This is a genomic window from Cesiribacter sp. SM1 (genome assembly GCF_020178975.1).
GTDB lineage: Bacteria > Bacteroidota > Bacteroidia > Cytophagales > Cyclobacteriaceae > Cesiribacter.
The window spans coordinates 258,832-282,456 of sequence record NZ_JAHXBU010000089.1; the positions used below are offsets into that span (position 1 = coordinate 258,832).

Genomic DNA, 23,625 nt, shown 5'->3' on the forward strand with positions numbered 1-23,625 from the left:
ACGCAAAGTTAAAAAAATCAGCTCTTGCCACTGGCTAATCTTAAATTTGCAGCTGCTTTTTTAACTTTTAAAATACACTTTAAAGGTTGTTCCCCGATCTAAGTTGCTCTCCACCTCTATTCTTCCGCCTGCATTCTCAACAATCCGTTTTACAATGTAAAGGCCTATGCCGGTTCCCTCTACATGCGTATGCAGCCGCTTAAACATGGTAAAAAGCTTAGGCAGCTGCTCCTGGCTCAAGCCTATGCCATTGTCTGTTACACTCAGAACCGTGTGCTCTTCTTCCCTATAGGTTTTTATCCGGACCACCAGTGGCCGCTTCGGTGACTGGTACTTGATAGCATTCGACAACAGGTTATACAGAATACTTCTTAAGTTCTTTTTTGCATACAACAGCCTGGTAACCTGCAGATCTTCCCGGAAGTTAACGTCCGATACCTCCAGGTTACCTGCCAGGTCTGCCTTCAGCTCTTCCAGAATATCTTTGAATGAGAGTTGTTCAGGTACTTCTTTGCTACCCTTCTGCGTTTTTGTTATTTCTGCCAGGTCCAGAATGGTACTCTTTAGCCGCAAGATGGAAGATTCCATCATTTCCAGCACCGAACGGTCCTTATCTTCGATTTTATCGTTAAAGTTTTTTCTTGCCAGGGCTACTAAGCCCTCCAGGTTTAATATAGGGCTTCTTAAATCATGTGAGGCTGTGTAAATAAAGTTATCAAGGTCGTTGTTGATCTTGTTCAACTCTATGTTTGTAGCCTTCAGATCTTCCTGCGCCAGCAGCAGCTTTTCATTTGCAAGTCTGCGGTCATGTATGTCGGTGTTGGTGCCAATCCACATGCTGATGGAGCCATCGGTGCTGCGCTGGGCAAGGCCCCTGCTCAAGTGCCAGCGATACTCATTGTCTTTTCCTCTTAAGCGGTGCTCCAGCTGAAAATCAAGCCCTGTTTCAATAGAATACATCCATACCTTTTCGTTTTCTTCCCAGTCGTCGGGATGGATAATGCTCTTCCAGCCCCAGTCTTTTAGCGCCTCAAAAGAAAGCCCGGTATAGTCCAGCCACTTCTGGTTAAAATAATCTACATCTCCATTGGCTTTTGCAGTCCACACTTTCTGCGGCATGGCATCGGCCATGAAGTTTAAACGGGCAGCACTTTCTTCCAACACCTTCCTGGCTTGCACCTGCTGGGTAACATCGTATGCAAATACCATAATGCCGTCAACCTGATTTTCGGCATTAAAGCGGGCCTGGTAAATAAAGGTATAATAGTTATTTTGAAGAGGGCCGCCATCATGGCTTGCCAGCGGCATTAGCACCTCGTTACCCACATAGGTTTCTCCGGTTTGATATACCCGCTGCACGATGGGCCAGATTGGCTGGTCTGCCAGCTCAGGCAGCCCCTCCAGCAGGGGTTTGCCCAGGAGCTGCCGCCCCGGGAAAACGCGCTGGTACTGGGGGTTTACAAATTCAAAGATGAAATCTGGCCCGCTGTGCACACATATAATGGCGGGCGCTTCCATCAGGAAACGCTCCAGCCTGTCACGATGCCGTTCTGCTTCGGTCCGGGCCTGCTGTAACTCCAGGGTTCTGGCATTTACCTTTTCTTCCAGCCGGGCATTCCAGGCCTGCAACTGCTCTTCCTTTCTGAGCAGTTCTTCGTTAGAGGCCCTCAATTCCTCCTCCGATGCCCTTAACTCTTCGTTGGTGGCCTGTAGCTCTTCCTGAAAAAGCTGAAGTTCTTTATTGGCTGCTTCCAGTTCTTTTTGCTGGTTCTGCAGCAGCTGACCTGTATTCTCCTTTTCTTGTTCCAGCTGTTTTCTCCGGCTAATATCGCGCATGATCCCGGAGAAGAAATAGTTGCCCTCTTCTTTCCAGGAGGAGAGCGAGAGTTCCAGTGGAAAAACTGTTCCGTCTTTGCGCAATCCTTCTATTTCCACCGTATGGCCTACCAGTTTTGGAAGACCAGTTTTCATAAACCGCTGCATGCCCGCCGTATGTGCCTGCCTGTGTTTTTCAGGCATTATAACATTCAGGTTCAGGCCAATCAGCTCACCATCCCGGAAGCCGAAAATCTCAAAGGCTTTGTGATTGGCAAAAACTATTGTAGCATTTTCATCAGAAATAACAATAGCATCGGTGGCAGTTTGCGCAATTGCCTGAAATCTAACCTCAGAAAACGTTAATCTATCTCTAAAACTCCTCAGCTCGTCCATTCTTGATCACATTAACAAAATGCTGCCCACTGAAAAAAACGTAGCCACAGCCCAAAAATCTATCCTTATTTATCAACGATAAGGTAATAACTCATGCTGTTCAGAATTACCCTATTCATGAGCAAATATTGCATAAGTAGGTTACAAACTATCTGCCCCACATTTCACAGTCCACACTGTTGAATGATTGATTGTAAAAAATAAGCTTCATTAAACGGAGGAGCTTAAAAAAGAAGAACCTCCGGCATGTGGTAACTGTCTGGGGTAAAACTAAAAAAACACACCATTGGAAGGTAAATTCTATGATTTTTTTATTCCGGGATCACTCTTTTTACAGCTGAAGGCTTCACCTAAAAGCTATCTTTTAAATAGTTTTCGTCATCCCCACGGAGGTAGTGGTAGTGATCTGTGAGACATACCCGATAAAGTTAGATTTTACTGCTTTTAGTTAACAGATTCCCCTTTTCAGGGGAATAACGGGAATGCTTAGGCATTCATGAGACTGCTACTGAGATAATCACCTGTGTTTGCCCTAGCTACCGCAATACAAGCTGCTAACTCCCCCCCTGTAGCCAGGCTTTTGCTGCGCCGAAAAGTTTTTAGCTATATTTAAAGTGTATTTTTCCGCACTCGGTAAAACATAAATTATGAAGCAAGTAATGATTAATGGCCTCAGACTGTGGCAGAGCGAAAGCTTAAGCAAAGAAGCTGCGGTTAAACATTTTATAACCGACAGAAGCACTACTGACAACGGAAAAGAATTTACCCTTAGCTACTTAAGCTCCCCCAACCGGGAAGAGATACGCCACAACAGGAGCCTACTGGCAGCAGCAATGGGTGTAGAGGAAAATCAGCTTTACCTGCCCTCGCAGGTCCATAAAACCAAAATAGTGCGGGTGAGCAGCAGTACGCAAAAACAGGAGCTGATGGATACAGATGCACTCATTACCAATGAAAAAGGCCTGTGCATTGCTGTAATGGCAGCTGACTGCGTACCCATCCTGCTGTACGACCGCAGAAACGGAGCTGTGGCTGCCGTACATTCGGGCTGGAGAGGTACTGTTGCCCTGATCCTGGAAAAAACCCTCCGGGAGATGCACAGTGTATTTGGCACCGAGGGCAAAGACCTGGTTGCCTGTATCGGACCTTCTGTATGCCAGGCATCTTATGAGGTAGGCCAGGAGGTTGTGCAGGAGGTGGAGAAAACCTTCGGTGCACACAACAGCTTACTGATACCCCAGGCCAACCAGAAGGCAAAACTCGATCTGTGGAAAGCCAATAAGCTGCAGCTCCTGGATTTTGGTGTTGAAGAATCCTGCATTGAAATATCTGAGCTGTGCACAGTAAAGCACAACGAGCATTTTTTCTCTGCCAGAAAAGGTGATACAGGCCGCTTTGCTGCCGGAATCATGCTGGTATAATGCTCCACCTATGCTGGATTGAGAACTACAAGCTGATACTATGACTATGATAACCCGCTAAAGCCATCCGGTACACGCACCCCAATAACTACCTGCGGAAGCATCTTTAGTCACTGATTGAAAACTAACGGCCAGACACCAGGCTTAAGGCTTCAAATCAGCGGGGATCAGGCTAAGCAGGTCAACTACTTCTACGTCAACATCTGCGCTTACAATAAGCTGCAGTGATACACCGCTTGCCTGCAGCATAAGGTCTTGTACGTTAACAGTACTAACCGCACCTGTCAGTCGCAGCCCCTTTACCTCAAGGCCGGTTTCCAGCTGGCCATTTACCTTCTGTACCTGTTCTGTTATTTTTGCACCCAGGTCGAGCCTGGTTTTACCCAGAATTTTATTACTGGCAATTGTATTTGCCAGCACCTCCAGTCCGGCATTGTAAAAGCTGCTCGATGTTCTCACATCCAGGTTATAGCGGCTTAAGAAAAGCTGCTGCCTGCCATTATCATAGCCCATGGCTGCGTGAACATAAATATCAACACTATCTCTTTTAAAAAGAGTACGCAACACTTTAAGCCTTAGGGCTACTGTTATATCATAAGACTTTACATTGCTGTTAAAAAGGCTTACCCCAAGCACTTGTGCATATTTTACCTCCTCTCCGGAATCGTCTTTTGCCGAAATATATTCGCCTACTAATTTTAGCCTAAGCGCTTCTTCCAGGGAAGCATAAGAAATACGTACAGGTATCCTGATGTTGATATTATGATGGTCCATTGGTGCGTCTTATATTGAATTATGAGGCACGGATTGTACTGGCCATTGACCCACACCTCTACAGCGCTGCTATAGTAGCAAAAAAACCATAGTTACCGAAAAGATCCGCTTAATTTTAGCTGCTGCGGCAATGCCCGGCTGCAAGCTATGAGTGCGCCTGCCCTTAGCCTTATTTCCGTAACTGACTACCAGAACAGCTGCTGGAGTCCCCACCCCAGCAGGCCGGCCAATAAAGCACAATGAGCAGTATTATGGGCAAAAGGGCTAGAGAATAGGCCATGGCAGCAAAGCAATTAATACAACCTGCCGGGTTTAGAACAGGCAAACCTCATTCTGCAGTGCCTGCTGGTTCTGAAACTGGGCAATATTCTGCAGGGTTACTTCGGCAATACTTTGCAGGGCATTGCTGGTAAAGAATGCCTGATGCCCCGTAATGAGCACATTATTGAAAGAGAGCAGGCGCATGAATACATCGTCCTGAATAACCCTGCTGGAAAGGTCTTCAAAGAAGAGATCAGCTTCTTCTTCGTAAACATCGAGCCCCAGGTAGCTGATCTGCTCACTTTTGAGCCCTGCAATAACTGCCCGTGTATCAATAAGCGCTCCCCGGCTGGTATTAATCAGCATCACCCCTTTTTTCATCCGGGCAATACTTTCTTCATTGATAATGTGATAGGTTTGGGGTGTAAGGGGGCAGTGCAGGGAAATAATATCTGCCTGCGAATAAATACTGTCGAGCTTAGAGAATTCAACGCCAATTTCGTCAGCTTCGGCCGATGGCTGAATATCGTACCCCATTACCCGGCAGCCAAAGCCTTTCAGGATGCGGGCGGTTACCAGGCCTATTTTACCCAGTCCGATCAAACCTACGGTTTTGCCGTGCAAATCAAATCCCATCAACCCGTTAAGGGCAAAGTTACCCTCCTTTACCCGGTTGTAAGCCCGGTGGGTTTTACGGTTTAATGTAAGAATGAGCGCGATGGTATGTTCGGCCACCGAATAGGGCGAGTAGGCAGGCACACGCACTACTTTGATGTTCAGAGCAGCGGCAGCTTTCAGGTCTACATTGTTGTAGCCGGCACAGCGCAGTGCCAGTAGTTTTACTCCCTGCCGGGCCAGTTCCTCCAGCACATCGGCATCTACCACATCATTTACAAATACGCACACCACCTCATGGCCTTTGGCCAGTACAGCGGTACTACGGTTTAAGGGCACTTCCAGAAAGTGCAGGTTAAATCCCTGTTGCTGGTTGGCCCTGCTAAAAAAATCTCTGTCGTAAAGCTTGGTGCTGAAAAATATAACCTTCATGGCCGATAGGTTTTGAAAAGAACTAAAAAATCATCTGCTACGGCAAGAAAAAAGATTTACCCAGAGATACAAGGCAACTGAACATATAAAGCTTAAGCCAGTGCAAATTTAATCCCAGGCAGGAGAAGTATGTCATTTCAAAATCCACACACGATAATGAGCCCTTTTTAAATAATTTTTTTATCCATATATTACATCACATCCCTGTTATTTTATACTGTATATATTACAAGGTAAAAAGGCGTAGCCATATGCGACAAAATGTTCCAACATCGAAATTTTAATTTTTTTTTAATTTTGATGATTGTTTATTAAATCAGACATACCTATATTGTTTTTTCATTAATCAATTGTAATCCAGCCGTTTAAATTTATTTTACCTTTTTTAACAATATTTGCTACTGCTCTGCACTTTTTCTCATTTTTCACTGTATTCATTACACAAACAACATACCCACACTAATCAATTTTATGAAGATTAATTACAAATCGAAGGCTGTTTACGGCCTGATGCTTGGACTGACAGTTTCATTCAGCTGCAGCGACAATCTAGAGATTGATGCCGTTAACCCATCATCTCCTGAAAGCCAAAGCGCAGCCAACATGGCGGATCTTAACGCTAACTCCAATGTTAAGTTTAAGTCCAACAGCTACATTGTAATGTCTAGCGGCGCTCTTTCAGACGATCTCAAACAACAGTTAAGAGCACTGAAAGGAGATATTACTGCTTCTATGGATGAAGTAGGTATTGTAACCGTTACTTCAACAGATTCAAAATTTGCCGCCAAAGCAGCCAAGATCAAAGGCGTAAGCTCTGTGATCCGCGACCTGGAAGTTCAGTGGTACAATCCTTCTGAACAAAAAATTGTAGAATTTGACGAAGCCACTTACGGCAACCCTCCTTTCAGCGGCGACAATGATCGTTATTTTGACCTGCAGTGGGGGCATGATGCCATTGACGCACCGGAAGCATGGAATGCCGGCGCCCGCGGCAAAGGTGTTCGTATAGCAGTTCTGGATAGCGGCTTTGACCTTGACCACGCTGACCTGGCTCCAAACATTGACCTGCAGGCTTCTGCAAACTTTGCAGTGGGTGAAACATTAGACTATCGCCTTACAGGTGTAGGCAGCCACGGCACACACACAGCCGGCACCATTGCCGCAGCCGATAATGGCATAGGTATTATTGGTGTAGCACCAGAAGCTACCCTGATCCTGGTTAAAGTATTGCGCGATTCAGGCACAGGTTCTTTTAGCTGGATGATGCAGGGTATTCTGCACGCTACAGCACAGGGTGCTGATGTAATCAACATGAGCTTAGGCGCTGCCATTCCACGTAATGGCAAGTTTTTAGATGATAATGGAACACCAGATGATCCTTCTGATGACTTTATTGTAAGCGACACAAAAGCTGTACAGGAACTGATCACAGCTATCAATAAGGTAACTTCTTATGCAAAACAGCAGGGTGTTACCCTAATCGCTTCTGCCGGTAATGATGCAAACAATGGTCAGCAGGACAAATCCCTGGTACACATTCCTTCCAGCTCACCAAGCGTAATTTCTATTTCAGCTACAGCACCACAGGGCTGGGCACTGGCTCCAACAACTACTTTCCTGGATAACCTTGCTTCTTATTCAAACTACGGTATCCATGATGTAGATTTTGCCGCTCCGGGTGGTGACTACTCTTACCCAGGCAACGAGATCGCAACCATCGGTGCTGTTACCCAATATGTGTATGTATTTGATTACGTATTCAGCAGCGGCAGCAACCTAGATCCAACAAGATCATCATACTACTGGTCTGTAGGTACCAGCATGGCTGGTCCTCACGCTGCAGGTGTTGCTGCACTGATCGTAGGCCAGAATGGTGGAGACATGGACCCTGCAAAAGTTGAAGCTGTTATGAGAGCTTCTGCCGACGATCTTGGCAAGCCCGGCAGAGATCCTTACTATGGCCATGGACGCGTAAATGCAGCCAAAGCTGTAACAGCAGTACAATAAACATACAACAGGAGATACTTTAAGTATCACTACTTCCTTAACAGGGAAGAATAATTAAAAAAACTGCCATTCATGGGTTCATGAATGGCAGTTTTTTTTTTAGCCCCAGTTTATCTGTAATCAAACCTAACTGCAGGAGATGAAATCATTGTGCTGCACCGTTAAGGAATCAGTAAAAATGCTCGCTCCGCCTCCAGCTGGGCAGCATTCTTTAAAAGGCTTCCTGCGCACAACAATCAAAAACATGAGCTCCGGCAAAGAGCTTACAGCACATGCAGCGCTGCCCAATAGAAAAAAAGAAAAATGGGTTAAGCAGAAGCAAGGAGGCTTCAGGAAAGCCGCCACCCGCCTGGAGGCGAGGCGGCATAGCATATACTCTTTTGCAGCGGCACCCCTAACACCCCTAAATAAAAAAGCCTCAAATCAAGAAGACTTGAGGCTTTTAGAGTAATCCCGTTGGGATTCGAACAGCGCGGCTGCCGCCCAGAACCCACACATTAAACGTGTATTGCTCTACCAGCACCATATTAATAGAAAAAGCCTCTAAAGAAAATTTAGAGGCTTTTAGAGTGATCCCGCTGGGATTCGAACCCAGGACCCATACATTAAAAGTGTATTGCTCTACCAGCTGAGCTACGGAATCGGTGCTTTCTAAGGCATTTTAATGACAGGCCGACGCAAAATGGCAGACCCATACATTAAAAACCTGTTACTCTATCGTACGACGAACCGCAACAAAGTAACGGAATCAGTACTTTAGAATTTTTTTTCAGTCAATATATTCTCCGCTTCCCGGAAAACGTTTTTACTTTGTGATCCCGCTGGGATTCGAACCCAGGACCCATACATTAAAAGTGTATTGCTCTACCAGCTGAGCTACGGAATCAAGAAAAAAACAGGGCCGCCTTTTTAGAGAGCCCTTGTTTTGCTTAATTGCGTTGCAAAGGTAGGAACTCAACATGAAATTGCAAAACATCATATTCAAAATCTTGACTTTTTCTCTACTTTCGCTGTCGGCACTGGCAGCAAAACCTGGAGAAACCCTGCAAAAAGCAGACTCGCTCTTCAATCAACAGGCTTATACCGAGGCACTTCCACTCTACGAGCAACTGTTAGAAAAAAACAGGGCTTCGCCGGCAATGTTATTACGCATGGCCTACATTCAGGAGGCCCTGGGCCATATTCCGGAGTCCCTGTACCTGCTTAACCTGTATTATCGCGAAACTTCTGATGAGGATGCTGCCGCCCGTATTAGGGAGCTGGCGGGGCGCTACGAGCTAAGCGGCTATGATATTATCGAAGAAGAATACTTGCGCAGCATTATCAGACGCTACCAGCTTCCGATTGTAGGTACGCTGCTTTTTTTCAGCCTGCTCCTCACCGGCCTGATCCTGTACCGCAGAATTAAGCATCAACACAGATCGGTAATTACTACCTTGTTTTTAATGGTGCTCCTGGGCGGGCTCTTCTACTTTGTGAATGTAAGACCCTCCTACTCCAAAGGCATCCTGATGCAGGACAACACTTACCTGATGCGAGGTCCTTCTGCCGGGGCCGGGGTACTTACACAGCTAAAAGCCGGACACCGGCTGGAGGTTCTGGGCCGGGAAGATGTATGGATAAAAGTTATCTGGAACAACGAAGTCGCTTACGTGAAAGCAGATTTTATTGAGACGGTGTAGAAAGTAACAAGTGAGTGGGTGACTTGATCGTCTGTCGTTGTGGTGAGTTAATGTACTGTTTGTTGAATGATATCAACTTCAAAGAAAATTATCCGCAGCGCCTTTTAACTCAATATTCACCAGATCACTCACTCACAATTATTTGAAAGGAGAATCAGGCTCTTTGGCCATCTTGTTGTACACAATTTTATCCATGATGCCTGGCACCCATTTATTTAGGAACACAGCCAGCTTTCCTTCTCCGGTGAGGATCAGGTCCCTTTTTCCCTTTTGAAGGGCTCTGAAGGTCTCTTCTGCTACTTCTTCGGCCGTCATCATCTTGCCTTCATCCCGCGGTGAGGCTCCCTGTGGCGTGCCATCGGCAGTGAGTGCAGCATTCCGTATGTTCGAAGCAGTAAAGCCAGGGCACACCATCAGCACCTGCACGCCCCGCTTCATTACCTCGGTACGCAGCGACTCAAAAAAGCCTTCCATGGCATATTTAGAAGCTGTATAGGCGGTACGGGCTGGCGTCCCCCTGTGCCCGTTGATAGACGATATACCAATGATTGCTCCCCTGCCGGCCAATATATGGGGCAGGGCATATTTAACGGCGTAAACAGCACCATAGAAGTTAATATCCATCACCTGCCGGAACACCTCCAGCTTCAGGTCTTCGAACAAGGCTCGCATCGAAATACCTGCATTACATATAAGCACATCAAGCCGCCCGAACTGTGCCACCGTTTCCTTAACCATGCGCTCATTATCCTGCTCAAGAGCGGCATCGGCCTGCACAGCCAGCACCTGAAAGCCCTGCCCCTCCAGCTGCAGCCGCGCCTGCTCCAGTTTGCCGGCATTACGACCCGTAATCACTACTTTAGCCCCATTGCGGCCGAACACCTGTGCCAGCGCCAGCCCAATACCCGAGGTGGCGCCAGTAATAAGTACTACTTTCCCTTGCATAGCGGCAAAGCTAATAAAAACTGCCAACCTTCGGGGAAGCAAGCCTGCAAACTATTGCCCGATGCTCCTGCAACACAGCCTTTAACAGCACTTAACATGATCATAAGAAGATAAAAAAAGGGCCTGCGAGAAGAGCAGGCCCGGGAACAGAACAATTTGCAACGTATGATTTCCAGAGATACTAGCTCGCACAAACTTTAGTTTGCACAATCTTTAGTTTGCACAATCCGCCCCAAAGGCAGGGTCGCCCAAGAGTAGCGAAAGCGGACTTCGGTAAGTCTGGTTGGTGTACTTCAGCAAGTAGTAGTAAGTACCCACAGCATAGCCCTCGCCATCCCACCTGAAGTTCCTTTCATTGCTCTCGAATACCAGCTTACCCCAGCGGTTGTATACCCGCACATACTCAAAGCGGTTGTAGCAGTTATCTTCGGGCAGGTCTTTGATTTCGAAATACGGATTGCAGCGGTCGCCATTGGGCGTAAACACATTCACAAACCTAACAGGGTCAAAATCCTGCTGCCTGTCTTTCACTAAAATCTGCAGGGTTAGATTGTCAGACTTTTTGTCCAGACAGGGACTATCCTCCAAGTTGAAAGAGAAACTAACCATAGCCTCACTTTCTCCCTGCAAAAGATCGCAATCGGCTGTAAAGGAAAGCAAGGAACTTACTTCACCTGTTCCGCTTACATCCTGCCAGTTATAGTTAATGGCATTGTTAGGCGATTCAATATTCTGCAAACTCAAAAGTAGCCCGTCTACTTTATTAGCGTCAATACCACGCAACAATATACTTACCTCTTCTCCCACAAAAAGCTCTAAGCGTTCAATATTGTCTCCTTCAGCCACACGAGCTGATAGCTGAGGAGCAAAATTCGTTGGATAATTCACCCTAATATTTACTTCAATGGTATCAGCCATTGATCTTTTGCATAAGGCAGCATCCTGACTAATAAAATAAACTTTAAATACATCCTTACTTGTATCTATGTTACCGCAGCCTGGTATCCAGCTAAAATCACCCTGAACCGTACCAACACCAGTGCCTCCAGTAAATGACATACCATAGTCTTCCAGATCAAAACCTGCTCCAACAGCTCTAAGGTTGAGTTGATCCACATCGGGATCCTCTGACTTCACCAAAAAAGTGAGTGGTTGTTCAAAAAGAACCTCCATGTCCAGCTCATCTGCCTGCTGAAAATTATTTATGGAGGTCGTTACATCAGGAGGCAGGCTCCCTGGTAATTCTACCCCAAAGCTCACATCATAAGTAGCCTGCCGGTGCTGGTCACAATCAGGCTTATCATCAAGCGCAAGCCTGAATGTAAATTTATCCTTAACACCAAAATCGCGCTGGGCGCTGCAAACGGCTTCCCAGCGTACACCCCAGCGCACTTTTCGCTGTCCGTCCGGTGCTACTACCTCATCAATTTTATTAATGCTGAAACCCCATTGCTGTGCATCGAATCCCTGCGGCACCCAGTTGAATTCAAGGTCATCGCCATCGGCATCAAACCCTTCCACAATAAAATCATATACATCACCCTCCTGCACCACCGGCATATTGTGGGTTCCCTGGCGCACAGAAAGCTGGCTATTTGCCAGGTTCACAAAATGTGCAGGTTCGTTTGCCGGAGGGGTAAGGGATACCTCCACGTGCAGGGTATCGGTCATAGGTACGGAACAAACATCATCATAAGCCACTACACTAAAACGGTAAGGCTGCGTGAATACGGGCGGACATTCCGGCAGGCACACGTTAAGGAAAAGCTCTGGTGCATTTGATGTTACAGTTCCCTGCTGCACAGAAAGGGTGACACCACCTGCGCCGGAAAAATTATCACCTACTACCCTAAAGCGCAGGTTCTCAGTAAAACCGTCTTCTGCCTGGATGTCTTCATCTGTAACCTTAAGGCTAAGGCAGCGATCCTGGCCTGCCACCGGAAAATCGGCATCCACCACCTTAATGTGATCCCTGAAAATCTGACCATCTGCCTTTTCGGCCACCAGTACAGGAGGAAAGTCTTCTCCTGCCACATTATAGACCAGCATCTGGAAGTCACGGCGCACTTCACCGATCTTTACACCTTCTCTAAACTCTTCTGCCAGTACGGAAAAAACAAACAGGCCTTCTCTATCCGGTTTTACACGTAAATAGCCACCCTTGTCAATCTGCAAGGCAGGATTGCCAGGCACCATATTACTTACAGAATAGCCTGTGGCCCATGTTACACCCGGATAGGGAGCTGAATTTGGTGAAGAAGGAATCGGGAAATCCGGACTGCTGAAGCCTGCAATGGGCGTAGCCAGCTTGTAGACCAGCGAATCTCCGTCGGGATCGGTACCCCTGAAATCAAAGAAAAAAGGATAGCCCAGGCGCGCAAAATCGCTTAGGGGCGGAAAAAGAACCGGAGAAGAGTTCACAAAGGACTCTCCATTGCTGTTCACAACTGGCGGAAACTCCAGGTAAAAAGTCTGGCCGGAAGCATCAGGCCTTACTATGTTATTGATGATGTTGTTACGGCAGCAACGTTCATAGGTCACGTAATATCCTTCTTCATCATTGTAAAAATCTTCGCGAAGTGTTATATCTGACGAATATACTACCTTACTGGTCTTAAGCCGCGCAATGGCACAGGCCGGGTTGGTATAGGGCACATCTTCCCTGCTCCGGTAAGGCAGGTTTACAATCTGCATCAGCTGGTTATTGCGCTTACTCCAGATATACACCTGCGCATTAGGATCTATAGCACCGGGATTACCGTTAATGTCGTCGTTATAGAGGATGAGTCGTAACCTGTAGCGTTCTCTCTGTAGGTACTGTAACTCAAATTCGCCGCCCACGATATGTGTAGCAAAGGCCGGACCTGCTGACACTAGTAAAAGTAGGGCGAGAATGTACCAAAAAATCCCTTTTTTTCCCATAAGTGTAATATATGCAGAATTTTAGTATTAGACCTGAGCCTAGCGTGAAAAAATTGTAAATTTGCAGTGCTCATGGCAAGACTAAAGAAAAATCAGGTACTGGAGAAGCTGGAGATAGCTACTGTAGCCGCCGAAGGAAAATGTGTGGCCCGACATGAAGGGCAGGTAATATTTGTGCAGAACGTGGCTCCCGGCGATGTGGCAGACGTACGCATCATCCGTGATAAAAAAACCTATGCCGAAGGCATGCCGGTGCGCTTTCACTCCTATTCAAAGCTGAGGCAACAGCCTTTTTGCCAGCACTTCGACTACTGCGGGGGCTGTAAATGGCAGCACCTCACTTACGAAAGCCAGCTGGAATTTAAGCGTCAGCAGGTGGTGGATAACCTGCAGCGCATCGGGAAAATAAGCCTGCCGGAGGTAAAACCTACCATTGGCTCCGAAAAGATCAGCATGTACCGCAACAAGCTGGAGTACACCTTCAGCAACCGTAAATGGCTTACCCAGGAAGAGCTGCAGAGCGGACGCGAAATCCGGAAAGACGCCCTGGGCTTCCATATGTCGGGGCGCTTTGACCGGGTGCTGGATATTGAGTACTGCCACCTGCAGCCCGACCCCAGCAACGCCATCCGCAATGCGCTGCGCAAATTTGCCCACGACGAAAACCTGCCGTTCTACGACCTGGTGGTGAATGAAGGTTTTATCCGCAACCTCATCATCCGCACCAGCAGCACCGGCGAAACCATGGTGATTGTGCAGTTTGCACGCCCCTTTATGGAGGAGGTACAAAAGGTAATGGAGTTTCTGAACCGGGAGTTTCCGGAAATCACATCCCTGCAGTACATCATTAACCAGAAGTTTAACGAGACCTACTACGACCAGGAAGTGGTATTGTTCAAGGGCCGCCCCTGGATTGAGGAAGAAATGGAGGGGCTGCGCTTCAGGATAGGACCAAAATCGTTCTACCAGACCAATTCCGACCAGGCCTATACGCTTTATAAGGTAACACGCGATTATGCCGCTCTTACCGGCTCCGAGGTGGTATATGATCTTTACACCGGCACCGGTACCATTGCCAACTTTGTTGCCCGGCAGGCACAAAAAGTGGTAGGAGTTGAATCGGTACCCGAGGCCATAGAAGATGCCAGAATAAATTCAGAGATCAACGGCATTGGCAACACCAGCTTCTTTGCCGGCGATATGCGCGATCTGCTCACGCAGGAATTTATACAGCAGCATGGCCAGCCCGATGTGGTGATTACCGACCCACCACGGGCCGGCATGCACGAAGATGTGGTTAAAACCCTTTTGGCCGTAGCTCCACAGCGCATTGTGTATGTAAGCTGTAACCCTGCCACCCAGGCCCGCGACCTGCAGTGGCTATCAGAAAAATATGATGTGAAAGCCATACAGCCTGTAGATATGTTCCCGCACACCCACCACATCGAAAATGTGGTGCTGCTGGAATTGAGGTAAAAATATTTACACTTCTTCTAACCTCCAAGCCTCACTCCTGTAAATCAAGCATTTACAGGGGTGAGGCTTTCTTTTTTACTTTACCATCAATAGCCAAGCATCAATACTTTAAAAAAGCTGATCGAACAGGATCAATCAGCTTTTTGGATGTTAGCAATATCTAGGAGTAGTATCTGGGAGACTGTTTTTCTGACTAACCCAGATTTGTCTGTTACATTTTTTCAAAGTTACTATCTAGTGCATCTCCTGCCCCGTTCGTGGCAAGATCAAGCACGAATCCATTACTTGTTAAAACCTTACCAGTGGCTGGTGCCGGTATGTTAGTCTTAGATTTTCTAATGTAAGACTGCTGTTGTCCGTGCCCATCAATCTTGAAAAAAGAGATGGTTTCCTTTAGTTGCTCTGCTTGACTAGCTAATTCTTCGGAACTGGAAGCCATTTCTTCTGATGCTGATGCATTTTGCTGCACCACTTGGGTTAACTGCTGTATAGCCTTATTTACCTGCTCTGCCCCTGAATTCTGCTCAATGCTTGCCGCAGAAATTTCCTGTACAAGTCTGGCAGTATGCTGAATGTTTGGCACAATGGTTTCCAGTAGTTTAACAGACTGATCTGCAATACTTACACTGGAACCAGATAATTCGTTTATTTCAGAAGCTGCTTTTTGACTTCTTTCTGCCAGTTTACGAACTTCAGCAGCCACCACCGCAAAACCTTTTCCATGCTCCCCGGCACGAGCCGCTTCTACAGCGGCATTCAGTGCTAGCAGGTTGGTCTGGCGGGAAATTTCTTCGATGATTGTTATTTTATCGGCAATCTTCTTCATAGAATCAACGGTCTGATGAACTGCTTTGCTACCTTCGTTCATGTCTTCGGCTGCTTTCAAAGCAATTTTTTCAGTTTGTTGCGCATTATCTGTATTCTGCCCGATATTGGCAGCCATTTGTTCCATGGATGATGAGATTTCTTCGGCAGAAGCAGCCTGCTCCTGAGACCCTTGTGCCATTTGTTGTGAGGTTGAACTCATTTGACTGCTGGCCATGGCAATATTACCGGACGCCATCGAAACAGAAGAGAGCACTTCTTTTAATTTTGTGACCATGCGGCTCATTCCCTGCAAAAGTGTTCCCACTTCATCGTTAGAATGATTGTTGACAGTGACAGTAAGATTTCCTTCCGAGATTTCTTTTACCACTTCATTGGCATAAGTAAGGGATTTAGTGATGGTATTAACAAGCCAGTAAGCCAGTACAAGCGATGATACCAATACAATTAAGAGAATAGTGCTGATGATAATCAGTGAGGAATTATACAACTGATCTCCATAGAGGCTGGCTTCATCTCCCTGACGCCTATTTTCATTTACCACCTTTAAAAGAAGTGCAGAGGCCTCTGTAAAGTTAGCCATTGATTCGCCATTCATGATAGCCATGGCAGAATCAGTCTCTAGTTTGCGAGAAACGTCAATTACCTCTTCGCTAAGTTCTGTATATGCTTCCCACTTTTCCAGGAAATTATTCCAGTTTTCTCTTTCAACCTCAGTTGATATTAAGGGTTCATATCCCGCTTTCATCTTGTCTATCTCTACTTTGATCTTTGCTATTGCCTTTTCCTGCTTTTTCATTTCCTTGGGTGTGGAGGCAATGATATGGCTAAGCTCTGCGATGCGAAAATCACTGGTAAGCGTATTGATATTTGAGGTATAGTAAACGCAAGGAAGCGAGTTACTGGCAACCACCGTGGATTGATCATTAACAACATCCAGTATTTTGATGGAGCTAATACCTAAAATCAGGATGATAATGCTGATGGAGCTAAAGCTCAGGAGAAGTTTTTTGCGTATAGTCATGGTATCTAGAATGCTTAATTAGGATGTATTGTATTTGAAGTAGTTTATGCTATGGGATTTGTTGCGGCCATATGGTCTTTCAGGTTGACAATGTCCTTGCTTGCAAAGACCTTATCAATGTTCAACATCATCACAAAATCATCACCCTGACTTGTAAAACCTTTCAGATATTCAGAATCATACTTACCACCTATCTTCGGTACAGCTGCCAGAGTAGACTCATTTATTTCTAGTACGGCTTTTACTTCATCTACTAACACTCCCACCGTTGTGTTCTCCGCACCACAATCTATAGAGAGTACTATAATACAGGTGCTTGCAGTGTCATTAACAGGTGCAAGACCAAATTTTATGCGAGTGTCCACTACTGGAAGTACTGTTCCACGAAGGTTGATTACCCCTCGTATATACGCTGGTGCTTTTGGAATTTTAGTAATATGAGGCACTTCCAGTATCTCTACTACTTTGCTTACATTCACACCGAAAGTCTCCCGATCAATCTTAAAGATCAAGCAGGTGTCAAGGTCTGATTCTAAAGTTTTCAAGTTTAGCGTATCAAGGGTGATTTCTGGTTAGGGAGTTGGCTTGTCACGTTTGTAACGTGTAGCAAGAGATTGTAAAGCTGCTGCTAGAAAGAAGTTACAACAGCTTTATGTCTTAGCAGACCTATCTTACTTTTAGAAACAGTTTAGATAACACCTCACTTAGACAAACCAACACCATTTGTTATCGTGTAGAGCTTTTTCTCTGACATGTACAAAATTACTTCAACGCTGCTCTTTAAATTTCACCTTAACAGAAGCAACCCTACATTAACTAGGTCTACCTGCAAATCACCAAAGATTGTTAGAATAGGCATAAATGGGTGACACTACAAATCTTCAAAAAAGGCAAATTAGTTTAAGCTGAGTAGCGATAAGAAAAATCCTTGATGACAATTTACCTAGAGTTTCCACGGAATTAGCTGCAATTTTTTAATCTATTTATAATTTCCATCCTCACGTTTGATTCTTTTTGACAGAACATTACATTTTGACTTTCAATGGTATATAAATAAAAACAACACCACAAAGCAGGCACTTGTATCGGAACAAATCAGCGGGTTAGAGGTATATTTCCCGAAAGAATTACAGTGTTTTACAATTAATCCTTTACACGATTGACCGACATCTTCATAGGATACCCGTCACTGATCTTACTCCTGTCAAAGTTTGACCTACAAAAAGTCTCCGCTTTAGTTTGAACACTTAAAAAAATACTTTTCTATCAGCCACTACTTATACACCTTCTGTTCTGGGATTATTCTTAACCTGAAAGGGCAGCCAGCAAACGAAAGGAACTTTTTATTGATAGCCGGGATTTTATTTCCACTAATTAGCCAGATCCACTGAGATAATTGGTACCGACTTATGTGTGCTGTTGAAACTTACACCAGAAATAAATGGGGAATCAATTCATCAAAATTAGCAGTACAACCGAATTTAATGAGGCAAGATTTGAGGCTATTGCGCAGACTGCCTCAGATTCCATTGTGATTGCTGATGAAAACTCCACCATTGTTTTTGCAAACAAAAAAACCTACGAGCTTTTTGGGCATGCGGAAGCATCATTGGCAGGAGCAAGCTTAAGCATACTGATGCCCGAAACATACAAAAAGGGACACAGTGCATGGGTGCAAAGGTATGTTGCTACTGGTGCCCCGGTGCTTATGGGGCGCACGATAGAGATAGAGGGAGTACGCAAAGATGGGTCGGTGTTTCCTCTGGAACTTTCCCTATCAAGCTGGAAAGAAGCTGACACCTATTTCTTCTCGGCTATCATAAGGGATATTTCGGAAAGAACGCAGATTCTTCGGGAAAAGGAGGAGGCAAACACAAGACTTCGGGAACAGCAGAAAGAACTGGAAGCAGCCAATGAAAAGTTAAAGGCTGCCGAAGAAGCCCTTCGCAGGGTCAATAACGAACTTGAACAAAGGGTTGAACTTAGAACCAGGGAACTATACGAAAGTCAGCATGACCTAAAGAGAAGTGAACAGTGGTTTCGCCTGATCACAGATACTATGCCTGTGCTTATATCTTATAAAGACAGGGACTACATTTACCGATTTATTAACAAAGCCTATGAAGATTTTCGGCATGAGCCAAGAGAAAACGTTATAGGCAAGCATGTATGGGATGTAATTGGCCAGGATGCCTTTAAAACAATACAGCCTTTGTTTGAGAGAGTCTTTAGAGGAGAAATAATAGATGCTGAAATTGTAGAGCTGGATGTAAAGGAGGTAGGAAAAGGGTGGTGGAGATTTTCCATGATTCCTCATATGGTTAATGGTGAGGTGGTGGGTGTTTTCCATCTAACGGAAGACATTACTGAATACAAGAAAACCCAGCTTGAACTTGAATTAAAGAATACTGATCTGCAAAGGAGTAATAATGATCTGAACAGCTTTGTTTATACAGTATCTCATGATCTGAAAACCCCAATCACCAATATAGAAGGACTGCTTTCTCTTTTAAAGGGAATGCTCTCCGGTAAAGTGGAACCAAAGGAAAGTAAGCTGCTGGATATGATGGATACCTCTGTTCAAAAGCTTCAAACAACCATTGGTGATTTGTTGAAGATAATCAGAACACAGAAGGAGTTTGATGAGGTGGTGGAGGAATCCATACGTTTCGATGAGATTTGCAGGGAAGTACAGGAGGATGTGTTTACCCTCATCAGCGAAAGTAACGCTACCATAACTGAGAATTTTGAAGAAACCTGTGTTGAATATAAAAGGAGCAGTTTGAGGAGTATCCTGTACAACCTGCTTTCTAATGCCATCAAATACCGCAGTCCGGAAAGGCCATTAGAGGTTCAGTTAAAAACCTATTGTAAAGATGGCTGGACAATTCTTTCTGTAAAAGACAATGGATTAGGCCTTTCGCCAAAACAGCAGAAGAAAGCTTTCACCCTTTTTAACCGTATGCACAAACATATAGAAGGAACAGGGATAGGTTTATTTATGATAAACAGAATAGCTGAAAATAATGGTGGCAAAATTGAAATGGAAAGTGAGGAAGGAAAAGGCACAACCTTCTATGTTTACTTAAAGAGATACGTCCTTCCTGGAAAATAGACTCCCTTCATCAGGACTTTAGTGCAGAGAAGCATGAACTATCGGATAGGTATCAAAACCTGCTCTTACTATCTTGTTATTCAACATAATATTTATACAACATTAACAGGCCAGTAAACAGCAGTGTTGTAACTTTGTAATCATTTCAGAGAGAGAAGATTAGCGTAAATGGAAGTTAGCAGGGATGTAAATATTTGGGAGAAGATAGTTAAAAATTCTCTTGATGTTATCTGTACCATTAATAAGCAGGGTATTTATGTTAATGTAAATGAAGCATTCTGGCGTATCCTGGGGTATGAAAGCAGGGAGGTTGTAGGCCAGCACTATGCCCGCTTTCTACATCCCGATGATCTGGCATCCACAGGCAGGATAGCAGAAGACATTCAGCGTGGATCAAGGGTAAGTAACTTTGAAAATCGTGGCATCCATAAAAACGGGCAGGAAGTCTGGATGCTCTGGTCTGCTGTTTGGTCAGAAGATGATGATGTGATGGTATGTGTGGGCCGTGACATAAGCACACAGAAGATTTCACGCCGAAAAGAAGAGTTTCAAAAAATATTGGCTGAATATGGTGCTGATACCCTGGCAGTGTTTGATGAGAAGCTGAATTATATACATAGTGGCGGCTCTATCTTTAAGCAGATGGGGTACACACCTGAACAACTGGTAGGCACCAGCCTGCTGGATTACATTCATCCCGATGATTTGCCAGTGGTCAAAGAGTCTCTGGCAAAAGCAGTGAGTTCCCGGAACGATTTTGTAGTCTCTAACCTGCGGTTCAGAAATGCAAAGGGAGAATGGAGATGGATAGAAAGTACTGTTAGTAATCAGCTACACAACCCTGCGGTACAGGCTATTGTAACCACCTCACGGGATGTAACCGAGATGGTTAATCATAAAGTGTGGTTAGAAGAAAGCCAGCAGCGGTTTAAGTCTCTTTTTGATTACCATGCAGATATGATTTTCATCCAGAACAGAGATGGCGTGATCATTGATGTTAATGCTGCCGCCCTGGCAGTTCATGGCGTTGAAAAGGATTTCTTTTTAAACCGGGACTTATCTCATATTCTTCCTCCTGAATTAGTGCATGTCCATAAGCAAATGCTGGAGAAGGCACTTAATGGCGAGCCTGTTAGAGCAGAAATAGAATTACCCATACAAGGCAGGGGAATGGCCAGTATCGATATATTGAAGATTCCGGTGGTTGTGAAAGGGGAAACCATTGGTACATTCAGCATATTGAAGGATGTTACAGAGATCCGTAACTCCAACAACCTGATCAGGCGGCAGGCTGAAAAGCTGAACAACATCATGGAAAGCATAACAGATGCTTTCTGCACCCTGGACAAAAACTGGATTTTCACCTATGTGAATACAGAATTTGAAAGACTCTTTCGCACCGACAGGAATAGCCTTTTAGGCAGAAATCTCTGGGAAATGGATATGGGTAAGCTCAGAGAAGCATTCCAAAAACAATTTTACGGTGCTGTTGAAACAGGAAAGTCTGCCAATTTCGAAATTTACCTCGAGGAGCTTGATATGTTCCTGAATGTAAAAGCTTTTCCATCAGCAGAGAGTTTATCTATTTTCATAAATGATATCACGGCCAGCGTAAAAGCAAAGCAGGAACTGCAAAAGCTCTCCCTGGTGGCTAGTAAAACTACTAATGGAGTTATTATTAAGAATGCAAATGGGGCTATCGAGTGGGTAAATGAAGGCTTTACAAGCCTTACAGGCTATACCTTATCTGAAGCAACAGGAAAAATAGCAGCCAGCCTTCTTTCCGGAGGGGAAACAAATGAGGCTACCACCAAACGCTTTCAGGAAAAAAGAAAGCAGGGATTGCCCTATCAGGGTGAGTTACTCATATATAATAAATCTGGTGAGCAGTTATGGGTATTAGTAAACTCCACACCCATACTAAACGAAGCGGGAGAAGTGGTAAAGTACATTACCATTCAAACAGATATTACCGACAGAAAAGAAGCGGAAGCAAGCCAGCTACTGCTAACAAAAGACCTCTACAGGCAAAACCAGGACTTACAGCAGTTCACCTACATTGTTTCACACAACCTTAGGGCTCCTGTTGCCAATGCCATGGGCCTTGTTGAACTTTTAGCTGTAACCGATAAAGAGTCTGAAACCTTTAATACCTCCCTGGGCTACCTGAAAAAGAGTGTTTACCAGTTAGACGGCGTTCTAAGAGACCTGAACATGATTCTCTCCATCCGTGACAAAAAAGATAGCATTGATGGAGAGCGCATACAGCTTGTACAAATCTGTAAACAGGCCATAGAAGACTTTAGAGAATCGCTGAATACTTCCGGAGCTGAGGTATCTTTGGCTATTGAGGAAAGTATTTATGTGCATGGTGATAAAGCGTACCTGTACAGTGTGTTCTATAACCTGCTATCTAATGCCATAAAGTATCGTTCTCCAAAGCGCCTCCTGAAAATTAGTATTAACAGCATTAGCAATACCGAAAGCGGTAAGATCATTTCCTTTTCTGATAACGGCTCTGGTTTTGACATGAACCTGGCAGGTGATAAGGTCTTTAGACTATATAAAAGATTCCATACAGGCTCTGAAGGAAGAGGGATAGGCCTGTTCCTGGTAAAGGCGCACCTCAATGCCATGGGTGGAAATATTGAAGTAACAAGCCAGGTGAATGTTGGCACCAGGTTCCTGATCTATTTTAAGTAATTTTTAATGAGAGTATTTATTATTGATGACGAAGAAGTGAGTATCTTCATTATCAGAAACATGTTAACCTTCCAGGGAATTGCCAGCGAAGAGGAGATTACATCTTTTCTGTATTCAGAGGAGGCGTTGGATACTTTGCTAAAGTGTGAAAAGGAAGAATTACCAGACATTATACTACTTGACCTGGCTATGCCGGTACTGGATGGATGGCAGTTGCTTGAAAAGCTTGCACCCTTTAAGTCAAAATTCGAGCGGTGCCGTATTCACATTCTCACATCATCCATTGTACAGTCAGATGAAGTCAGGGCTAAAAAGAATTCTATGGTGTCGGGTTTCATGCATAAACCTATAAGTGCAGCAGAAATCAGCAAACTGTAGATGAATGAAGGAAATAGGTTAACATACCTTCAGGGAGAGGTGCTCACAATTAATCAATAAAAAGGGGATGGAGAATACGTTTGGGATACCAATCATTCCAGATAACGACAGGGAGAGACTTGAAAAGCTGTACAGCTACAATGTTATTGATAGGTACGATGAAGATGGAATTTTCAAACATGTAGCAGCCATGGCTGCCAAGATCTTCAAGGTTCCTATTGCACTGGTTTCTCTCGTAGACAAAGAACACGTTATTTTCAAGGGCAATGTTGGTATGGAAGGTACCGATATAGTAAGCAGGGGAGCAAGCCTGTGCTCACTGGCCGTTCTTAATGATGGCGTTACCGTCTTTGAAAATGCGAAAGAAGAGCCTTGTTTACTTTCCAACCCACTGGTTGCAGGCGATTTTGGCCTCAAGTTCTATGCAGGTGCTCCTATAAGAACACCAGATGGTTTCAATATTGGAACCGTATGTGTAGTAGATAAAAAAGTCAGAGAGTTTACTGAGGAAGATCAGCGCCTGCTGGAAGGTTTGGCAACAGCTGTAATGACTGAACTTGAAGATCGGCAATTAGCTGGAGAGTAAGCATCAGCAATTTGATACCTGCCTCCCACCCCTACTTTCCGGAATTAACTGCCGGAAAGTAGGGATTTTTGATTTCACCTTCACTATCGGCTTATAGCCATTTAAAACAAAGTCAAAATATCTGTCATACAGAAGGTAAGAATTGTTAAAACAATCACAACAACAATACTAATCAGCAATACCGCATCAGCCAGTCTGTCGAACCTGTCTTTGCTGCCCCTACCTTTTTTCACCATTCCTGCTACCAT

Annotated in this window: 15 protein-coding genes and 2 tRNA genes; 8 read left to right on the forward strand and 9 right to left on the reverse strand. The window is 44.9% G+C overall.

Annotated features, from left to right (window positions below):
* Positions 1 to 60: 60 nt before the first annotated feature.
* Positions 61 to 2,211, reverse strand: a complete 2,151-nt coding sequence (locus KWJ01_RS16215; protein ID WP_224997813.1) for a PAS domain S-box protein — start codon at positions 2,209 to 2,211, stop codon at positions 61 to 63.
* A 647-nt stretch (positions 2,212 to 2,858) separates the two neighbouring features.
* On the opposite strand from KWJ01_RS16215, the gene pgeF reads away from it, so the two are divergent.
* Positions 2,859 to 3,632 carry a peptidoglycan editing factor PgeF gene (gene pgeF / locus KWJ01_RS16220; RefSeq protein ID WP_224997815.1) on the forward strand — a complete coding sequence of 258 codons (774 nt, stop codon included), beginning with the start codon at positions 2,859 to 2,861 and terminating at the stop codon, positions 3,630 to 3,632.
* A 144-nt stretch (positions 3,633 to 3,776) separates the two neighbouring features.
* On the opposite strand, the gene KWJ01_RS16225 is transcribed toward pgeF, so the two are convergent.
* Together KWJ01_RS16225 and KWJ01_RS16230 are read right to left on the reverse strand one after the other, a co-directional pair.
* A complete protein-coding gene (locus KWJ01_RS16225) occupies positions 3,777 to 4,406 on the reverse strand; it encodes a DUF4403 family protein (protein WP_224997817.1) in 630 nt (209 codons plus the stop codon).
* 312 nt (positions 4,407 to 4,718) lie between these two features.
* Positions 4,719 to 5,714 (reverse strand): 2-hydroxyacid dehydrogenase, encoded by a 996-nt coding sequence (locus KWJ01_RS16230; RefSeq protein ID WP_224997819.1) that lies wholly within the window; start codon positions 5,712 to 5,714, stop codon positions 4,719 to 4,721.
* Between the two features lie 471 nt (positions 5,715 to 6,185).
* Here KWJ01_RS16230 and KWJ01_RS16235 point away from each other — a divergent pair, with 471 nt between their 5' ends.
* Positions 6,186 to 7,721 carry a S8 family serine peptidase gene (locus KWJ01_RS16235; protein ID WP_224997821.1) on the forward strand — a complete coding sequence of 512 codons (1,536 nt, stop codon included), beginning with the start codon at positions 6,186 to 6,188 and terminating at the stop codon, positions 7,719 to 7,721.
* A gap of 570 nt (positions 7,722 to 8,291) precedes the next feature.
* Here the strand turns inward: KWJ01_RS16235 and KWJ01_RS16240 are convergent.
* Positions 8,292 to 8,364 (reverse strand) — tRNA-Lys (locus tag KWJ01_RS16240).
* A 170-nt stretch (positions 8,365 to 8,534) separates the two neighbouring features.
* A tRNA-Lys gene (locus KWJ01_RS16245) sits at positions 8,535 to 8,607 on the reverse strand.
* 73 nt (positions 8,608 to 8,680) lie between these two features.
* Here KWJ01_RS16245 and KWJ01_RS16250 point away from each other — a divergent pair.
* On the forward strand, positions 8,681 to 9,403 hold the full coding sequence (locus tag KWJ01_RS16250; protein WP_224997822.1) for an SH3 domain-containing protein: 723 nt from the start codon (positions 8,681 to 8,683) through the stop codon (positions 9,401 to 9,403).
* Between the two features lie 138 nt (positions 9,404 to 9,541).
* On the opposite strand, the gene KWJ01_RS16255 is transcribed toward KWJ01_RS16250, so the two are convergent.
* On the reverse strand, positions 9,542 to 10,348 hold the full coding sequence (locus KWJ01_RS16255; protein ID WP_224997823.1) for an SDR family oxidoreductase: 807 nt from the start codon (positions 10,346 to 10,348) through the stop codon (positions 9,542 to 9,544).
* Positions 10,349 to 10,561: 213 nt separating this feature from the next.
* A complete protein-coding gene (locus KWJ01_RS28355) occupies positions 10,562 to 13,222 on the reverse strand; it encodes a gliding motility-associated C-terminal domain-containing protein (protein ID WP_224997824.1) in 2,661 nt (886 codons plus the stop codon).
* Between the two features lie 120 nt (positions 13,223 to 13,342).
* Between KWJ01_RS28355 and rlmD the strand changes: the two genes are divergently transcribed.
* On the forward strand, positions 13,343 to 14,746 hold the full coding sequence (gene rlmD, locus KWJ01_RS16265) for a 23S rRNA (uracil(1939)-C(5))-methyltransferase RlmD (RefSeq protein ID WP_224997825.1): 1,404 nt from the start codon (positions 13,343 to 13,345) through the stop codon (positions 14,744 to 14,746).
* 211 nt (positions 14,747 to 14,957) lie between these two features.
* Here rlmD and KWJ01_RS16270 read toward each other — a convergent pair whose 3' ends face one another.
* The gene (locus KWJ01_RS16270) at positions 14,958 to 16,595 is read right to left on the reverse strand and encodes a methyl-accepting chemotaxis protein (protein WP_224997826.1); all 1,638 of its coding nucleotides are present in this window, start codon (positions 16,593 to 16,595) and stop codon (positions 14,958 to 14,960) included.
* A gap of 44 nt (positions 16,596 to 16,639) precedes the next feature.
* Positions 16,640 to 17,140 (reverse strand): chemotaxis protein CheW, encoded by a 501-nt coding sequence (locus KWJ01_RS16275; RefSeq protein WP_224997827.1) that lies wholly within the window; start codon positions 17,138 to 17,140, stop codon positions 16,640 to 16,642.
* An 896-nt stretch (positions 17,141 to 18,036) separates the two neighbouring features.
* Here KWJ01_RS16275 and KWJ01_RS16280 point away from each other — a divergent pair.
* The 4 genes from KWJ01_RS16280 (at position 18,037) to KWJ01_RS16295 (ending at position 23,377) form a co-directional block, all read left to right on the forward strand.
* Positions 18,037 to 19,710 carry a PAS domain S-box protein gene (locus KWJ01_RS16280; protein ID WP_224997828.1) on the forward strand — a complete coding sequence of 558 codons (1,674 nt, stop codon included), beginning with the start codon at positions 18,037 to 18,039 and terminating at the stop codon, positions 19,708 to 19,710.
* Positions 19,711 to 19,878: 168 nt separating this feature from the next.
* Complete coding sequence (locus KWJ01_RS16285) at positions 19,879 to 22,413, forward strand: PAS domain S-box protein (protein ID WP_224997829.1); 2,535 nt, start codon at positions 19,879 to 19,881, stop codon at positions 22,411 to 22,413.
* Positions 22,414 to 22,419: 6 nt separating this feature from the next.
* A complete protein-coding gene (locus KWJ01_RS16290; protein WP_224997831.1) occupies positions 22,420 to 22,791 on the forward strand; it encodes a two-component system response regulator in 372 nt (123 codons plus the stop codon).
* Between the two features lie 67 nt (positions 22,792 to 22,858).
* Positions 22,859 to 23,377, forward strand: a complete 519-nt coding sequence (locus tag KWJ01_RS16295; RefSeq protein ID WP_224997833.1) for a GAF domain-containing protein — start codon at positions 22,859 to 22,861, stop codon at positions 23,375 to 23,377.
* Positions 23,378 to 23,625: the final 248 nt, after the last annotated feature.